Origin of the sequence: Streptomyces sp. HSW2009 (genome assembly GCF_040240285.1) — a bacterium.
In the GTDB taxonomy this organism is placed as follows: domain Bacteria; phylum Actinomycetota; class Actinomycetes; order Streptomycetales; family Streptomycetaceae; genus Streptomyces.
Window position 1 is genome coordinate 13,102 of record NZ_JBEHZD010000036.1, and the last position, 16,174, is coordinate 29,275.

Here is a 16,174-nt window from a genome sequence, read left to right on the forward strand (position 1 = left end):
GGCCTGTCGGATGCTGCACTCGGTGCCCGGCGTGCGGTGCGCGGCGTACGGCCCGCCCGGGCCGGGGGCCACCCGCCGCCGACCGGTGTCGACGGCGGGTGCTTCCAGGCTCGCACGCCGGGGTGGCGTGCCCGTCTACGGCCCGTGCGCGGCGTCCGGCCCGTACGCGGGCTACGGCCCGCAACGCCGGACGTCCGTCACGCCGGCGGCCCGGCGCCCTGCCGCGCGCGGCCCGTACGCCGCATCGCAGCGACGCGCCACCATGCCGCATGCCGCCGCGCGCGGCCCTGCCGACCGCCGGTCGGTCAGACCGCCGCGAGCTGCGGTTCGGGCTCCTCGGCCGGCTGGTCGTCCTTGATCTGGCAGATGACGGCGCCGGACGAGACGGAGGCGCCGACCTCGGCCTCCAGGCCCTGGACGACGCCCGCGCGGTGGGCGTTCAGCGGCTGTTCCATCTTCATCGCCTCAAGGACGACGATGAGGTCGCCCTCTTCGACCCGCTGGCCCTCTTCGATGGCGACCTTGACGATGGTGCCCTGCATCGGCGAGGCCAGTGCGTCGCCGGTGGCCGCGGCGCCCGCGCTCTTGGACTTCTTGCGCTTGGCCTTGGTGGCGCCGGCGGCCTGGGCCGGCGCGGACGCGAAGCCGAACGCGGCGGGGAGGGAGACTTCGAGGCGCTTGCCGCCGACCTCGACGACCACGGTCTCCCGCGCCCCACCCTCACCGTCCTCATCCGCCACCTCACCCGCGGTGAACGGCGGGATCTCATTCACGAACTCGGTCTCGATCCACCGCGTGTGCACCGCAAACGGACCAGCCTGACCATGCCGCTCCGGAGCAAACGCCGCATCCCCCACCACCGCACGATGGAACGGAATCGCCGTCGCCATCCCCTCCACCTCAAACTCACCCAACGCCCGCGCAGCCCGCTCCAACGCCTGCTGCCGCGTCGCCCCCGTCACCACCAACTTCGCCAACAACGAGTCCCACGCCGGACCAATCACCGACCCCGACTCCACCCCCGCATCCAACCGCACCCCAGGACCCGACGGCCCAGCAAAGCGCGTCACCGTCCCCGGCGCCGGCAAGAACCCACGCCCCGGATCCTCACCATTGATCCGGAACTCCAACGAATGGCCCCGTACGGCCGGGTCGTCGTAACCGAGTTCCTCGCCATCGGCGATGCGGAACATCTCCCGGACCAGGTCGATCCCGGTGACCTCCTCGGTCACCGGGTGCTCCACCTGAAGCCGGGTGTTCACCTCAAGGAAGGAAATCGTGCCGTCCTGACCCACCAGGAACTCACACGTCCCCGCCCCCACATACCCCGCCTCACGCAAAATCGCCTTCGACGCACGATAGAGCTCCGCATTCTGCGCCTCAGTCAAAAAGGGTGCAGGAGCCTCCTCCACCAGCTTCTGATGCCGACGCTGGAGCGAGCAGTCACGCGTGGAAACCACCACCACGTTCCCGTGCTGATCCGCCAAGCACTGCGTCTCCACATGCCGCGGACGATCCAAATACCGCTCCACGAAGCACTCACCACGCCCGAACGCCGCCACCGCCTCACGCACCGCCGAGTCATACAACTCAGCCACCTCATCCAACGAACGAGCCACCTTCAACCCCCGCCCACCACCACCAAACGCCGCCTTGATCGCAATCGGCAACCCATGCTCCCGCGCAAAAGCCACCACCTCATCCGCACCCGACACCGGATCAGGCGTCCCCGCCACCAACGGCGCACCCGCACGCTGCGCGATATGCCGAGCAGCGACCTTGTCACCCAAATCCCGGATCGCCTGCGGCGGCGGACCGATCCACACCAACCCCGCATCCAACACCGCCTGCGCGAACTCCGCGTTCTCCGAAAGGAACCCGTACCCCGGATGCACCGCATCCGCACCCGACTCCGCCGCAGCAGCCAACACCTTGGCCACATCCAGATAACTCGTCGCCGGCGTATCACCACCCAACGCATACGCCTCATCCGCGGCACGCACATGCAGCGCGTCCCGATCCGGGTCCGCGTACACCGCCACACTCCCGATCCCGGCATCCCGGCAAGCACGGGCAACTCGGACAGCGATTTCGCCACGGTTGGCGATGAGTACCTTGCGCATGGGTCTTTGACTTTCCTCTCCAGCCGACCTGGTCACCCTCGTCGGGTCCGCCGGCTGCGGGCGACCCCACCGGGGTGACCGGGCCAGCGACGTTTCCCTCGTCCACACCCGGTCCCGGGCGGTCGCGCCGCCCGCCGTGTCCCGGATTGCCTTCGGGGCGCCGGACTCGGTGTCCAGCGCCCCGGTTAAGCCATCGTTCATGACGTCCACGCCCCCGGCGCACGGTAGCCGAGTCCGCTCGGCAGGCCGTGGCCCGGGTGGTCCCAACTGGCCCGCGGGCGGGCCCGGCCGGCACCGCGGCGCGGCCTGGTGCTCTGTGCGAGCGCCGCGAAGACCGCGGCCAACGCCGCAACCTCCTCCGCGGCCGGCGTGCCACGCACCACGCGCAACTGCGGGCGGCCCGCGTCGTCCGCCGGCCCCGCGGCGGTGTGCTGGTGTTCCCGTACGGCGTTCAGCGCGCCGTCGCGCCCCAAGTGGCCCATCACACCGGCGGGTTTCCGTGCTTGCGGGAGGGCAGGTTGGCGTGCTTCGTACGGAGCATGGCCAGCGAGCTGATCAGCGCCGAGCGGGTCTCGCGCGGGTCGATGACGTCGTCCACCAGGCCGCGTTCGGCGGCGTAGTAGGGGTGCATCAACTCGCTCTGGTACTCCTGGATCTTCTGCTGCCGCACCGCGTCCGGGTCCTCGGCCGCGGCGATCTCGCGGCGGAAGATGACGTTGGCCGCGCCCTCGGCGCCCATCACCGCGATCTCGTTGCTGGGCCAGGCCAGCGAGACGTCCACGCCGATCGAGCGGGAGTCCATCACGATGTACGCGCCGCCGTACGCCTTGCGCAGGATGACCTGCACCCGGGGCACGGTGGCGTTGCAGTACGCGTACAGCAGCTTGGCGCCGTGCCGGATGATGCCGCCGTGCTCCTGGTCGACGCCGGGCAGGAAGCCGGGCACGTCGACCAGGCTGACCAGCGGGATGTTGAAGGCGTCGCAGGTCTGTACGAAGCGGGCGGCCTTCTCGCTGGCGTGGATGTCCAGGACGCCGGCGAGCGAGGCGGGCTGGTTGGCGACGATGCCCACCACATGGCCGTCGAGCCGGGCCAGCGCGCAGATGATGTTGGTCGCCCAGGTGGCCTGCACCTCGAAGAAGTCGTGGTCGTCCACGATCTCCTCGATGACCTTGCGCATGTCGTACGAGCGGTTGGGGTCGCCGGGCACCAGGTCGAGCAGGGCGTCCACGCTGCGGTCGGCCGGGTCCTCGGTCTCCTCGACCGGCGGGGTCTCCCGGTTGTTCTGCGGCAGCAGGGAGAGCAGGTAGCGGACCTCTTCGAGGCAGCTTTCCTCGTCGTCGTAGGCGAAGGCGGCCACGCCCGAGACGGAGGCGTGCACGTCGGCGCCGCCCAGGCCGTTCTGGCTGATCTCCTCACCGGTGACGGCGCGGACCACGTCGGGCCCGGTGATGAACATCTGCGAGGTCTCGCGGACCATGAAGACGAAGTCGGTGAGCGCCGGGGAGTAGGCGGCGCCGCCGGCGCACGGGCCGAGCATGACCGAGATCTGCGGGATGACGCCGGAGCAGCGGGTGTTGCGCTGGAAGATGCCGCCGTAGCCGGCGAGCGCGGTGACGCCCTCCTGGATGCGGGCGCCGGCGCCGTCGTTGAGCGAGACCAGCGGGGCGCCGGCGGCCTCGGCCAGGTCCATCAGCTTGTGGATCTTGGCGGCGTGGGCCTCGCCGAGCGCGCCGCCGAAGATGCGGAAGTCGTGCGCGTAGACGAAGACCGTCCGGCCGTGCACGGTTCCCCAGCCGGTGACGACGCCGTCGGTGTGCGGCTTCTTGTGCTCAAGTCCGAAGCCGGTGGCGCGGTGCCGGCGCAGCGTCTCGATCTCGTGGAAGGAGCCCTCGTCGAGCAGGAGGGCGATGCGCTCGCGGGCGGTCAGCTTGTTCTTGGCGTGCTGGCGCTCGGTGGCGGCCGGGTCGCCGGCGCGGATGCCCTCCTTCAACTCCTGCAACTTGAAGAGTTGTTCGGGCAGGCCGTCGGTGCTCGGGTCGGCTGGCAGTTCGTCGGTGGTGATCCGCCGATCGTCGGTGATGCTCATGGTGCTCGGGTCCCCCTGGGCTTGCGGTGTCAGGCCGCCACGGCGGCTGTGGGCGCGAGGGCGTCGATGACCTTGGCCAGTCGACGCTCGTCGGCCGTGGTGTACGAGGTCAGCTCGGGCACGATGCGGCGGCACAGGCCGCTCAGCACCTTGCCGGGGCCGACCTCGACGAACTGGGTGACGCCGGACGCGGCCATCAGCCGCACCGACTCGGTCCACCGCACCCGGCCGGCGAGTTGGCGGCGCAGCGCGGCGGTGATGTCCTGGGCGCCGGTGGCGTAGTCGGCGGTGACGCCGGAGACGACGGTTGCGGTCGGCTCGCGGAAGGTGACCCGGTCGAGTTCGGCAGCGAACTCCTCCTCGATGCCGCGCATCAGGCCGCAGTGGAAGGGCGCGCCGACCGGCAGGGCGATGGCCTTGACGGCGCCGGCCTCCTGGGCGGCGGCGCGTACCTTCTCGATCGCGTCGGCCTGGCCGGAGACGACGGACTGGCCGGGCTCGTTGTCGTTGGCGACCTCGGCGACCTCGCCGGTCTCGGCCGCCACCCGGGCGCAGATCTCCTCGACGGTGGCCAGGTCGAGGCCGAGCACGGCCGCCATCGCGCCGGGCACCTCCGCGTTGACGCCGGCCATCAACTGGCCGCGGCGGCGCACCAGGCGCAGCGCGTCGCGCCACTCCAGCACGCCGGCGGCGACCAGTGCGGTGTACTCGCCCAGGCTGTGCCCGGCCACCACGTCCGGGCGCACGCCCTGCTCGGCGAGCAGGTCCAAGGTGGCCAGGCTGGTCAGGAAGATGGCGGGCTGGGTGATCGCGGTGTCCCGCAGGGTCTCTTCGGGGCCCTCGAAGCACAGCTTGGACAGCGGCAGGTCGAGGATGTCGTCGGCCTCCCGGTAGTACGTCTCCAGCAGGTCGGGCCGCCGGTCGAGCAGGTGCAGGCCCATGCCGACCTTCTGCGAGCCCTGGCCGGGGAAGAGGAAGGCGACCTTGCCGGGGTGGGGTTCGGCGTCGGTTGCGGCGGTGGCTCCGGCGGCGGGCGCGGCGGTTGCGGCTCCAGCAGCGGGCGCGGCGGCATCGGCCTGGGTGGTCGCGCCCGCGGCGGGCTGGTTCTCGGTGTGCGTCATGGCGTTCTCCGTCAGGCGTTCGGCAGGGTGAGGCGCATCGTGTCGTCCGGGCGGTGGTTCGGCGGCGCCTGCGGCGTCTTCGCCGGCTTCAGGTCGCGTACCAGGAAGAAGATCGCCACCACGCTGACCGCGGTGATCGCGGTGGCGTACCAGGCGCCGTACTCCAGACCCTCGGTGACCGCCCGCTGGTGGAGCGCCTCGGCGGCCTCCGCGGTGGCCTCGCCCTTGCGCTGGAGCGCCATCATGTCGTCGGCGGCTGCCTCGGTGCGGTTGCTCATCAGCGCGCCCATGATGGCGATGCCGACCGCGTTGCCGACCTGGCGGACCATGGTGCCGGCGCTGGCCGCGACGCCGACCTGGTCCTGCGGGGCCGCGGAGATGGTCAGCTCGGAGGCGACGGGCATCGCGATGCCCATGGCGAGACCGGTGATCAGCATGCCGGGCAGCAGCAGCGTCCAGGAGCCGGCGTCGCCCTTCGGGTCGGCCAGCGTGTACAGCGCGATGCCCACCGTCATCAGCGTCATGGACAGCAGCAGCGCCTTGCGGACGCCGGCCTTGGCGACGATCCGGCCGCCGAGCGGGGCGCCGATCATCAGCATCAGCGTCATCGGCAGCAGCCGTACGCCGGTGGCCTGGGCGCTGAGGTCCAGGCCCTCCTGGAGGTAGATCGACAGGTAGAAGATCACCGAGAACATGCCGGCGCCCAGCAGGAACGAGGTGGTGATGCTGCCGCCGAAGGAGGGCCGGCGGAACCAGCCCAGGTCGATGATGGGCGCACTGGAGCGGGACTCCACCGCGAGGAAGCCCCCGAGCAGCAGCAGCCCGACGGCCAGCAGCCCGAGCACCTTGACCGAGGTCCAGCCCCAACTGTTGCCGTTGATGAGCGCCAGGTTGATGCAGAGCAGCGAGGCGCTGAGGGTGACCAGGCCCGGCAGGTCGATGGAGTTGCCGGTGCTGGTGGCGCGCTGGTCGGCGCCCATGCCGGTGATCGCGGCGAAGATGACGACCGCGCCGATCGGCACGTTGATGAGGAAGATCCACTCCCAGCCGGCGTGGTCCACCAGCAGGCCGCCGATCAGCGGGCCGAGCGCGGTGGCGAGACCGCCGACCGCGCCCCACATCATGATGCCCTTGGCGCGCGCCTTGCCCTCGAACGAGGAGTAGACGATGGCCAGCGTCAGCGGCAGCACCACGGCGCCGCCCACGCCCTGGATGACCCGGCCCACGTGCATGGTGGTGATGTGGTCGGCGCCGAAGAGCGTCACGTCGCCGGCGGCGGCGCACAGCACCGACCCGGCCAGGAAGACGATCACGCCGATGATGTAGATGACCCGCTGCCCGTACAGGTCGCCGAGGCGGCCCGCGGTGACGATGAGCACGGCGAGGGCCAGCATGTACGCGTTGGCCACCCACTCCAGGTCGTCGAAGGTGGCGTCCAGGTCCTCACCGATGGTGGGCATGGCGACGGTCACCACGGTGACGTCGAGCAGCGCGATGAACAGGCCGAGCAGGGCTGCGAGCAGGGTGAGCCCCGGCTTGTTGCGCGGTGGCACCGCCCGTAGGTGCATGGTGTTTCCCGACATGAGGTGTCCTGGTGCCCTTCGTCTCGGTGTCAGCCCGCCTGCTGGCGGTCCACGAACGCGATGATCAGATCCGCCACTTCCTGCGCCTGTTCGACGTGGCAGAAGTGGCTGAAGCGGGGGTCCAGGCAGAGTTCCGCGCTGGGCATGTCCGCTCGCAGCGCATCGGCACGATCGCCCAGCATCCCCGGGTCGTTGGGGCTGCCGATCACCAGCGTGGGAACCGATACGTGGGACAGCGCGAGCGAGGACGCCGCGCTGTACTGGTCGAAGAGGGCCAGGAACGCCTGGGGGCCCATCTTCTCCAACATCTTCCGCACCATGGTGTTGAAGACGTCGGGGTCCATCGTGTGGGCCCGGGCGCCCAGCCGCGTCTGGAGGCCCGCGGTCATCACGGCCGCGAACTGGGCCCGGAAGCCGTCGAAGATCGCCCAGTCGACGGGCTGGGTGGGCGACCAGTAGAACGGTGAGAGCAGCACCAGCGCGTCCAGCTTCGGGTTGGCCCCCGAAGCCAGCCACTGGAGCACGGAGTTGGCGCCCATCGAGTGCGCGATCAGCACCGAGACCGGTTCGGGCACCATCTGGAGCCCGCCCTCGATCCACTGGCCGCTGGTGGCCCTGGCGCGCCACCGGTAGGTGCCGCCGGAGCGCCAGGGCATGTCGAGCGGGAAGCTGCGGAAGCGTCCTGAGAGGAGCTGGCTCAGCTTGGTGTAGCTGCTCCAGTCGTCCTCCAGGCCGTGGACGAGCGCGGCGGCCGGCAGCTCGGCGAAACGGTGTACGGCGAGTTCCTCGCCGTACAGCAGCGATTCACTGACGGGGGACGATGCCACGCCGCGGCTCATCACTGGCCCCCGTCGGCCGTCAGTCGCAGCAGGGTGAGGTTGCCCTGCGGGCCGAGTGCGCCGAAGACGGCGGTGCCGCGCAGCTCGCGGGCGAGCTCCCGGCCGAGGGCGAGCGCGCTGGTGCCGGTGGCCTGCGGGGCCCCGTGCACGACGCTGACGGTGGTGTCGCCGCCGCGGGCCGCGGCCCAGGCGTGCACCGCGTCGGCGGCGTGGGCGCCGTCCTGCTGCGCCGGTACGCAGAGCTGGACCTGGTCCGCGCCGGCGTCGCCGACCAGCCGGTCGAGCGCCGAACCGAGGACGCGGGCCGCGTGCTGCGGGTCGCCCGGCAGCATCCGGCGGGTGCCGCCGGCCAGGTACGCGTACGGCACCCCGCGGCGCTCGGCGGCCGCGCGCGGCGGCTCCAGGTGGAACAGGCAGGCGCCGAACGCGTCGGCCCGCGGCCCGGTCACCGCGTGCGCCGAGGCCGGCGGCGGGCCCTCGATGGTGCCGGCGAGCACGGAGTCGGCGCGGCCTTCGGCCAGCGCCCGGCCGGCCAGCAGCAGCGCCTCGTAACCGGCGGTCATCAGGTCGACCAGGGTGACGTTGAACGCCTTGAAGCCGCCCGCGATGGCGAGCTGACCTGCGGGGACGTTCACCGCGAAGTTGGGGCACTCGACGGGGCTGATGCCGGGGATGCCCTCGGCGAGCAGCGCCCGGTCGATGCGGTCCACGATGGCGTCGACGGCGAAGTTGGTGCCGACGACCACGCCGGTGCGGGCGCCGGTCGCGGCGCGCTCATCGGGCTCCAGGGTGTCCGGGTGGCGCTTGGCGTCGGCCAGCGTGAGCCGGACCGCGGCCAGTGCGGCCCGGGTCGGCTCGGGGAAGAACTTCCAGCCGCGCCGGCCGAGGAAGTCCGCCGGGTGGAAGTTGTCCACCGCGTCGATCTCCAACGTGCCGTTGGGGGCGGTCAGTTCGTCGGCGGTGAAGCCGAGCGTGGCGACCTCGGCGAGCTCCTTGACGCCGATGGCCGGGCGGGTGATGGGGCCGATGCCCGTGATCGCCGCCAGGTGTCTGCCGTGGGTGGTGCTGCCGTTCGTACTCATTGCGTATCCCCCGAGTGACCCGAGAAGACGGTGCGCGGCTCGGCCGCTCCGATGGCAACGGTGATGTTGTTGCCGCCAAACGCATACGCGTTGACCAGTACGGCATCGCCGACCGACGCCTGCGGCTCGCCCTTGACCAGGCGCAGTGCACACTCCGGGTCGGCCTGCTTCAAGGTGCCCACCGGGGGCACCACCTGGTGCTTGGTCACCAGGGCCGCGGCCACGCAGGAGAACGCGCCGGAGGCCCCGCCGCTGTGGCCCAGCGATGCCTTGATGGCGGCGACCGGCACCTCGGGGGTGCGCTCGGCCAGCACCCGGGCCGTGGTGCGGCTCTCGGTGCTGTCGTTGGCGGGCGTGCCGGTGCCGTGGCTGAGGACCGCGCCGATCGCGGCCTCGGTGACGCCGCCGCGGGCCAGTGCCTCGCGGGCGGCCCGGTCGGCCTGTTCGCCGCTCGGGTCGGGCGCGGTGACGTGGCTGGCGTCGCAGCTCCAGCCGGCGCCCAGGACCTTGGCGTACGCGTCCGCGCCGCGCCGGGCCGCGTGCTCTGCGGACTCCAGGACGAGGAAGGCCGCGCCCTCGCCGTACACGGTGCCGCCGCGCTCGGCGTCGAAGGGCCGGCAGTACAGCGGGTCGACCGCGCCGAGCCGCAGGAAGGCGCCCATCGCGGGGCGCGAGACGGCCTCCGCGCCGCCGACCAGGACCACGTCGGCCTCACCTGAGGTGATCATCTCGGCGCCGAAGGAGACGGCGTACGCGCCGGCCGCGCAGGCGGTGGAGACGGTGAAGCCGGGGCCGTGCACGCCGAGTTCGGCGGCGACGACGCCCGCGGTGCCGAACGGGTACCACTGCACGCCGTCCAGTTCGCGGCGGCCGTCGCGCTCCATCTCGCGCAGGTCGCTGTCGCCGTTGCCGGTGCCGACGCAGATCCCGACGCCGTCCAGGACGTCCTGGTCGGCGCCGGTCAGGCCGGCGTCGGTGAGCGCGGAGCGGGCGGCTGCCACGGCGAAGCCGCTGGCCCGCCCGGTGCCGGCGGCGGCCTCCGGCGCCTCGTCGACGACGTAGGTGAGGGACCCGTGCACGGCGGTGCCCGGGTAGTCCAGCGGACGCACCGGAACCTCGCCGCGCAGCAGCCCGTTCCAGAAGTCGTCCAGGGTGTGGCCGAGCGGCGACACCACGCCGAGCCCGGTGATCACGACATCGGTCATGGCGCTCACGCCTCCCACGCAACACGCTCGGACGGGCGCATGACGGCCATGGCGTACCCGACGGTCGCCACCAGCTCATCGCCCACGAAGGACTCACCGCTGAGGATCACGTTGTCGCCCACGTACTGGTCGACGCGGACCACGTGCCGCAGCGTGTCGCCCGGGTAGACCGAGCGGTGCAACTGCACGTTGCGGGTGGCGGCCAGGATCAGGGCGCCCTCGCGCTCCCGCTGCTGCGCCTTGATGCGCTCCATCCACAACACCGCGCCGCCCTGTCCCCAGGACTCCATGAGCAGCGAGGGCGGATAGGCGAAGGCTCGGGTCTCCAGGTCGGGGGCGAGCCTGCCGTAGCAGGGTTCGCAGCCGCTGACGGTCTTGGTGGTGACGATCCGGTCGTACGGGTCCATCTCCAGGACCCGGTCGACCAGCAGGATGGGATGGGCGTGCGGTATGAGGCGGCGGATGGCCGCGTAGTCGTGCATGGTTCCCCCGATTCGGCCGCTCATCGCAACCGGTATCGCATCTTGAGCAGGGCGGCCTTCGCCTCACCTGTGGTGCAGTGAGCGATGACCGCGAGCGTGCCGGGCTCGTCGCCGGGCCGGCACTCGCAGCGCACCCGCAGTTCGTCGCCGGGGCGCAGGGCGGTGGTGAAGCGGACCGAGTCCAGCGCCGTCAGTTCGGCGTCGGCCTGCGGGCCGCGGGTGGTGCGGACGAGGTGCAGCACGGCCTCGTAGGCGCTCTCGATGAGGAAGACGCCCGGGTAGACCGTCATGTCCGGGTAGTGGCCCTCCAGGTACGGGTCGTCCGCGCGTACCTGCTTCACGGCGATGACCTCGGACTCGGAGACCACGGTCACCACGTCGACCGGCTTGATCGGCGCGGCCCGCAGGCCGGGCCCGGTGACGGGGGCCCCCCCGGGGGGGCGGGGGGGGCCCCCCCCCCGGGGGGGGCGGGGGGGGGGGGGGCGCCGGGCGACGCGGTGGCCCTGTTGCTGGAACGCGCGAAGGAGTTCGTCCCGGCCTTCTGGGGGTGTCTGCTCGGCGGGTACGTGCCCTGTCCGCTGGTGCCGATCGCCGGCGACCCGGACCGCTGGCACGCCCAATTGACGCACCTCGCCACCCTGCTCGAAGGCCCGCTGCTGCTCACCAACGAGGCGCTGGCCGCGACCCTGCCGCCGGTGGACGGGTTGCGCACGGCCGACCTGGCACAGGTGCGTACGGCAGGGACGGCGGGACCGACGGCCGGGCTGACGGAGTCGACGGCTGGGGCGGGGGAATCGGCAACCGGGCCAACGGAACCGGCGGCCCGATCGGCAGCACAGACGGCCGAACAGGCGGCCCCAGCAGCCCAGTCGGCAGACCGGGCAGCCGGACCGATGGACCGGGCAGCCGGGCCAACAGACCCAACGGCCAAGGCAGCGAGCCCCGTCGCGGACCGCTCGCCGGTCGGCCTCGCGCGCGGGGGTGACGACCTTGCGCTCCTCGTCCTCACCTCGGGTTCGACCGGCCGCGCCAAGGCGGTTCGGCTCACCCACCGCAACCTGCTGGCGGCCATGGCGGGCAAGGCCGACCGGCAGGCCCTGACCAGCGCCGACCGCACCTTCAACTGGATCTCCTTCGACCACGTGGCCGCGCTGCTCGAAGCGCACCTGCTGCCGCTCGCGGTGGGCGCCGAGCAACTGCACGTGGGCAGCGCCCGCATCCTGGCCGACCCGACGGAGTTCCTCCGCATCCTCTCGCGGCACCGGATCACGATGACCTTCACGCCGAACTTCCTGCTCGGCCTGTTGAACGCGCCCGACCAGCGGGCGGCCGTCGCGGCCGGCTCCGGCGCGGACCGGATCGACCTGCGCGCGCTGCGGCACGTGGTCAGCGGCGGCGAGGCCAACGTACGCGGTACGGGCGAAACGTTCCTTGCCCACTACGCCCCGTACGGGCTGCGCGGGGACGCCCTGTGGCCCGCGTTCGGCATGACCGAGACCTGCGCCGGCAGCATCTATTCACGGGCGTTCCCGCAGGTGGACGCGGGGCAGGAGTTCGCCTCGCTGGGGCAGCCGGTGCGCGGTCTGTGTCTGCGCATCGCGGATGACCTGGGGCGGGTACGGCCGGCGGGCGAGGTGGGCGAACTCCAGCTCAAGGGGCCGATGATCACCGACGGCTACCACCGCGACCCGGTCGCCACCGCCCGCGCGTTCACCCCCGACGGCTGGTTCCGCACCGGCGACCTGGGCCGCGTCGACGGCCTGCCCACCGGAGCGGCCAGTGAACTGACGGGCGGCGCGGACGTGACGTACGGGGCGGGCGGTGCTGGCGCCGGTGCCGACGAGGCGAATGCGGGGGCCGACCCGGGCGCGGGTGTTGCCGCAGGGGCGGGGCCGGGCGCCGTCGCGGGCACGGACCCGGGTACGGGCGCTGTCGCCGGTGCGGACGCGGGTACGGACGACGCGGGCACGGACGCGGGTACGGGCGCCGACGCCGAGGCGCGAACGGGCACCGGGGCGAGCACCGGAGCGGGCCCGGGCTCACGTGCGGGCGTCAGCGCAGCCGTACGGGGCGGCGACCACCGAGCCGCGGCCGAAGCCGCACACCGCCGCACCGCGAACATCTCCACCCCCGGCCGGCTGCTGCTGGTCGGCCGGGCCAAGGACAGCGTCATCATCCATGGCGTCAACTACTTCAGCCAGGACATCGAGGCGGCCGTCGAGCGCTTGGACGGCGTGGCCAGCGGGCTGGTCGCGGCCTTCCCCACGCGGGGCCCCGGCCAGGACACCGAAGCGTTGGTGATCGCCCTGCACCCCGAGCCGGCGGCGGCCGGCGGCGCCGCGCTGCACCGGCTGCTGACCGCCGTCCGCGCCACCGTCGTGGCGCACTGGGGCGTCAGGCCGCTGCACGTGCTGCCGCTGCCGCGGCCCGGGTTCCCCAAGACCAGCCTCGGCAAGACGCTGCGGCAGCGGATGCGCGCCTGCCTGGAGTCCGGCGCGTACGACACGGCGCTCGCGGAGGTGGCCGAGCTCACCAGATGCCAACTCGGCGGCCACACCGCCCCCGACGGCGCCACCGAACGGGCGCTCACCGAGATCTACGCCGAACTCTTCGAGCGCGACCCGGCCACGGTCAGCGCCACCGCCAGCTTCTTCGACCTCGGCGGCACCTCGCTCGACGTGCTCCGGCTGCGCCGGCTGGTCGCGGCCCGCATCGGCGTCGCGGACCTGCCGGTGATCACCGTGCTCACCGCCCCCACCGTGCGCCAACTCGCCGCCCGGCTGGACGCGGCGCCGGCGCCCGGCGACTACGACCCGGTGGTGCCGCTCCAGGAGGGCGGCGCCGGCACCCCGCTGTTCTGCGTGCACCCGGGCGTCGGCGAAGTGCGGGTCTTCGTCAACCTCGCCCGCTACTTCGCCGGCGAGCGGCCCTTCTACGCGCTGCGCGCCCGCGGCTTCAACCCCGGCGAGCCGCCCTTCGCGAGCTTCGACGAGATGGTCGACTGCTACGTGCGGGCCGTCCGGGCCAAACAGCCGCACGGCCCGTACGCCATCGCCGGCTACTCCTACGGCGGCGCGGTCGCCTTTGAGATCGCCAAGCGGCTCGAAGCGCTCGGCGAACGGGTCGGCTTCGTCGGCAGCCTCAACCTGCCGCCGCACATCAAGTACCGCATGGACGAACTCGACTTCGTGGAGACGGCGACCAACCTGGCGTTCTTCCTCGAACTGATCGACAAGCGGCAGTCGCTGGAACTGCCCGAGCAGTTGCGCGCCCTGCCGGCCGAGCACCGCCTCGCCCGTCTGCTGGCGCTGGCCCCCGCGCACCGGCTGCGCGAACTCGACCTGGACCTGGGCAAGTTCACGGAATGGGCCACCATCGCCAGCGGCCTCACCGCGCTCGGCCGCAGCTACCGGCCCAGCGGCACCGTCGAGTCGATGACCGTCTTCTACGCCACCCCGCTGCGCGGCACCAAGGAACGCTGGCTCGCCGACGAGCTGCACCGCTGGGACGAACACACCCGAACGAAGAATCGTTACGTCGAAGTGCCTGGTGAGCACTACACGATGCTCGGCCCGCGACACGTCGCCACCTTCCAGGCGGTCCTGCGCCGCGAACTCGACCGAGCCTTCGGCACGGACGCGCCACCGGCGGACGAGCGAACGCCGGCGGACGAGCGAACGCGGACGCCTGACGCAGACGTCTGACACGAACGTCCGACGCGGACACCTGACGCTGCCGGGCCCCGGCCCGGGGGCCCGGCCCCCCCCCCCCCCGGCGGGCGCCGCCCGGCGCCCCCGCCGCCCCCCCCCCCCCCCCCCCCCCCCCCCCCCCCCCCCCCCCCCCCCCGCCCGCCCGGGCGGGGGGGGGGCCCCCCGCCCCCCCCCCCCCGCCCCCCCCCCCGGCGCCCGGGCCCCGCACGACCCGTGCCGTACGACGCATGGCGCACGCGGCGCAACCCACGACGCACCACGCATGACGCACCACCCACGACGCACCACGCATGACGCATGACGCATGACGCACGGAGCGCGCCGCACGGTGCGGCGTGCCGCCCGCGGTGCACGGTGTGCCGGCGGGGCTCTCGTAGGACCGACATCCGACGGAAGGCGGCGAGTTCGTGGAAGGCAAGAAGATCCTGATCACCGGCGGTACGGGGCAGGTGGCCCGGCCGGTGGCCGAGGCGCTGGCGGTACGGAACGAGGTGTGGTGCCTGGGCAGGTGCGGCACCCCGGGCCGCGCGCGCGCGCCCGCCGAGCGCGGGATCACCACCCGGTACTGGGACCTGAGCGACGGCTCGCCGACCGCCCTGGCGGACGTGCCCCGCGACTTCACCCACGTCCTGCACGCCGCCGTGCGCCGCGGTGAGGACGGCGACTTCGACGCGGCCGTGGAGGCCAACGCCGTGGCCACCGGCGCCCTGATGCACCACTGCCGCACCGCCGACGCGTTCCTGTACGTCTCCACGGGCGCCGTCTACGCCCGGCAGACCCTGGACCACCCGTACCGGGAGGGCGACCCGCTGGACGGGGTGGCGGACTGGCTGCCCCCGTACCCCGTCGCCAAGATCGCCGCCGAGGGCGCGGCGCGGGCCGTCGCCCGGGTGCTCGGCCTGCCCACCACCGTCGCCCGGCTGAACATCGCGTACGGCCCCGGCGGTTACGGCGGCGTCCCCATGCTCTACTTCCGGCGGATGCTCGCGGGCGAGCCCATCCCGGTGCCGACCAGCGGGCAGAACTGGTGCTCGCCGCTGCACACCGACGACCTGGTGCGACAGGTGCCGCTGCTGTGGGAGGTGGCCGCGGTGCGCGCCACCGTCGTCAACTGGGGCGGCGACGAGGCGGTGGGCATCACCGACTGCGTACGCGAGTTGGAGCGGCTCACCGGCGGCGCGCCGCGCCTGGTGCCCAGCGAGGTCACCCGCGAGACGTACGCGTTCGACGCGACGCTGCGCCGCGAGCTCATCGGCTCCTGCACCGTCGACTGGCGCGCCGGCCTGCGCCGCTCGCTCGCCGCGCACCACCCCGACCGGCTGCTGCCCACGCCGGGCGCATGAGCCGCCGACACACCGGTACCCGCGCGCCCGGCGCCCGGTCCAGCCCGGCCCCGTCCCGTACCACCATCACCACAGCCACCACTGCCACCACTGCCACTGCCCGGACCCACCCACCCACCGAGGAGCCGACGACCGTGACCTCCCCCAACATCGAGGCCATCCGTGCCGCCTACGCGGGCTTCGCCAGCCGTGACCAGGAACGCGTGCTCGCCGTCCTGCACCCCGACGTGGCGTGGGTGCACCCCGCCGGCATGGCCGCGTACGGGCTCGGCGGCACCCGGCACGGGCACGCGGGGGTGCGGGAGTTCCTGGCCCGGGTGCCCGGCGTGCTCGGCGGCATGCGGCTGATGCCGGCCGAGTTCATCGAGTCGGGCGACCGGGTGGTGGTCTTCGGCACCCGCGAGGTCACCTCGCGCCGCGGCACCACGGCCACGCTCGACTTCGTGCACTCGTGGACGATGCGGGACGGCAGGGCGACCCGGATGGAGGACATCTTCGACACGGTGGCCCTCCAGCACGTGATCGAGAGCTGAGCCGGCCGCCGCCGCGGGCCGGGCCCTGGCCCAGGCCCGGGGTCGTATACACATCTCCCAGCCC

Annotated in this window: 13 protein-coding genes; 3 read left to right on the forward strand and 10 right to left on the reverse strand. The window is 72.9% G+C overall.

Translation table 11 applies throughout. The annotated features are described in order from the left end of the window. Window positions 1–305 precede the first annotated feature (305 nt). The 10 genes from AAHZ94_RS05045 to AAHZ94_RS05090 form a co-directional block, all read right to left on the reverse strand. Window positions 306–2,123, reverse strand: a complete 1,818-nt coding sequence (locus tag AAHZ94_RS05045; RefSeq protein ID WP_349990859.1) for an acetyl/propionyl/methylcrotonyl-CoA carboxylase subunit alpha — start codon at window positions 2,121–2,123, stop codon at window positions 306–308. 197 nt (window positions 2,124–2,320) lie between these two features. Then, on the reverse strand, window positions 2,321–2,605 hold the full coding sequence (locus AAHZ94_RS05050) for an acyl-CoA carboxylase epsilon subunit (protein ID WP_349990878.1): 285 nt from the start codon (window positions 2,603–2,605) through the stop codon (window positions 2,321–2,323). Further along, the gene (locus AAHZ94_RS05055; protein WP_349990860.1) at window positions 2,605–4,212 is read right to left on the reverse strand and encodes an acyl-CoA carboxylase subunit beta; all 1,608 of its coding nucleotides are present in this window, start codon (window positions 4,210–4,212) and stop codon (window positions 2,605–2,607) included. Before AAHZ94_RS05055 ends, AAHZ94_RS05050 begins: the two co-directional genes overlap by 1 nt. Window positions 4,213–4,241: 29 nt before the next feature. Next, a complete protein-coding gene (gene fabD, locus AAHZ94_RS05060) occupies window positions 4,242–5,333 on the reverse strand; it encodes an ACP S-malonyltransferase (protein ID WP_349990862.1) in 1,092 nt (363 codons plus the stop codon). 11 nt (window positions 5,334–5,344) lie between these two features. Then, window positions 5,345–6,916, reverse strand: a complete 1,572-nt coding sequence (locus tag AAHZ94_RS05065; protein ID WP_349990864.1) for an MFS transporter — start codon at window positions 6,914–6,916, stop codon at window positions 5,345–5,347. Between the two features lie 29 nt (window positions 6,917–6,945). Beyond that, the gene (locus AAHZ94_RS05070; RefSeq protein WP_349990866.1) at window positions 6,946–7,743 is read right to left on the reverse strand and encodes an alpha/beta fold hydrolase; all 798 of its coding nucleotides are present in this window, start codon (window positions 7,741–7,743) and stop codon (window positions 6,946–6,948) included. 11 nt (window positions 7,744–7,754) lie between these two features. Then, window positions 7,755–8,837 (reverse strand): beta-ketoacyl synthase N-terminal-like domain-containing protein, encoded by a 1,083-nt coding sequence (locus AAHZ94_RS05075; protein WP_349990868.1) that lies wholly within the window; start codon window positions 8,835–8,837, stop codon window positions 7,755–7,757. Then, entirely contained in the window at window positions 8,834–10,042 is a 1,209-nt protein-coding gene (locus AAHZ94_RS05080; RefSeq protein WP_349990870.1) for a beta-ketoacyl-[acyl-carrier-protein] synthase family protein, read from the reverse strand. The genes AAHZ94_RS05075 and AAHZ94_RS05080 overlap by 4 nt, the downstream gene beginning before the upstream one ends. 5 nt (window positions 10,043–10,047) lie before the next feature. After that, window positions 10,048–10,548 (reverse strand): 3-hydroxyacyl-ACP dehydratase FabZ family protein, encoded by a 501-nt coding sequence (locus tag AAHZ94_RS05085; RefSeq protein WP_349990871.1) that lies wholly within the window; start codon window positions 10,546–10,548, stop codon window positions 10,048–10,050. Next, entirely contained in the window at window positions 10,545–11,138 is a 594-nt protein-coding gene (locus AAHZ94_RS05090) for a 3-hydroxyacyl-ACP dehydratase FabZ family protein (protein WP_349990873.1), read from the reverse strand. The genes AAHZ94_RS05085 and AAHZ94_RS05090 overlap by 4 nt, the downstream gene beginning before the upstream one ends. Between AAHZ94_RS05090 and AAHZ94_RS05095 the strand changes: the two genes are divergently transcribed. From AAHZ94_RS05095 to AAHZ94_RS05105, 3 genes are all read left to right on the forward strand, one after another. Next, window positions 11,022–14,228, forward strand: coding sequence for a non-ribosomal peptide synthetase (locus tag AAHZ94_RS05095; RefSeq protein ID WP_349990874.1), 3,207 nt, complete (start codon window positions 11,022–11,024; stop codon window positions 14,226–14,228). The genes AAHZ94_RS05090 and AAHZ94_RS05095 overlap by 117 nt on opposite strands. 413 nt (window positions 14,229–14,641) lie before the next feature. Next, window positions 14,642–15,577, forward strand: a complete 936-nt coding sequence (locus tag AAHZ94_RS05100; RefSeq protein WP_349990876.1) for an NAD-dependent epimerase/dehydratase family protein — start codon at window positions 14,642–14,644, stop codon at window positions 15,575–15,577. Window positions 15,578–15,711: 134 nt separating this feature from the next. After that, window positions 15,712–16,110: a nuclear transport factor 2 family protein gene (locus tag AAHZ94_RS05105; protein ID WP_349990877.1), complete on the forward strand. Its 399-nt coding sequence runs from the start codon at window positions 15,712–15,714 to the stop codon at window positions 16,108–16,110. Window positions 16,111–16,174: the final 64 nt, after the last annotated feature.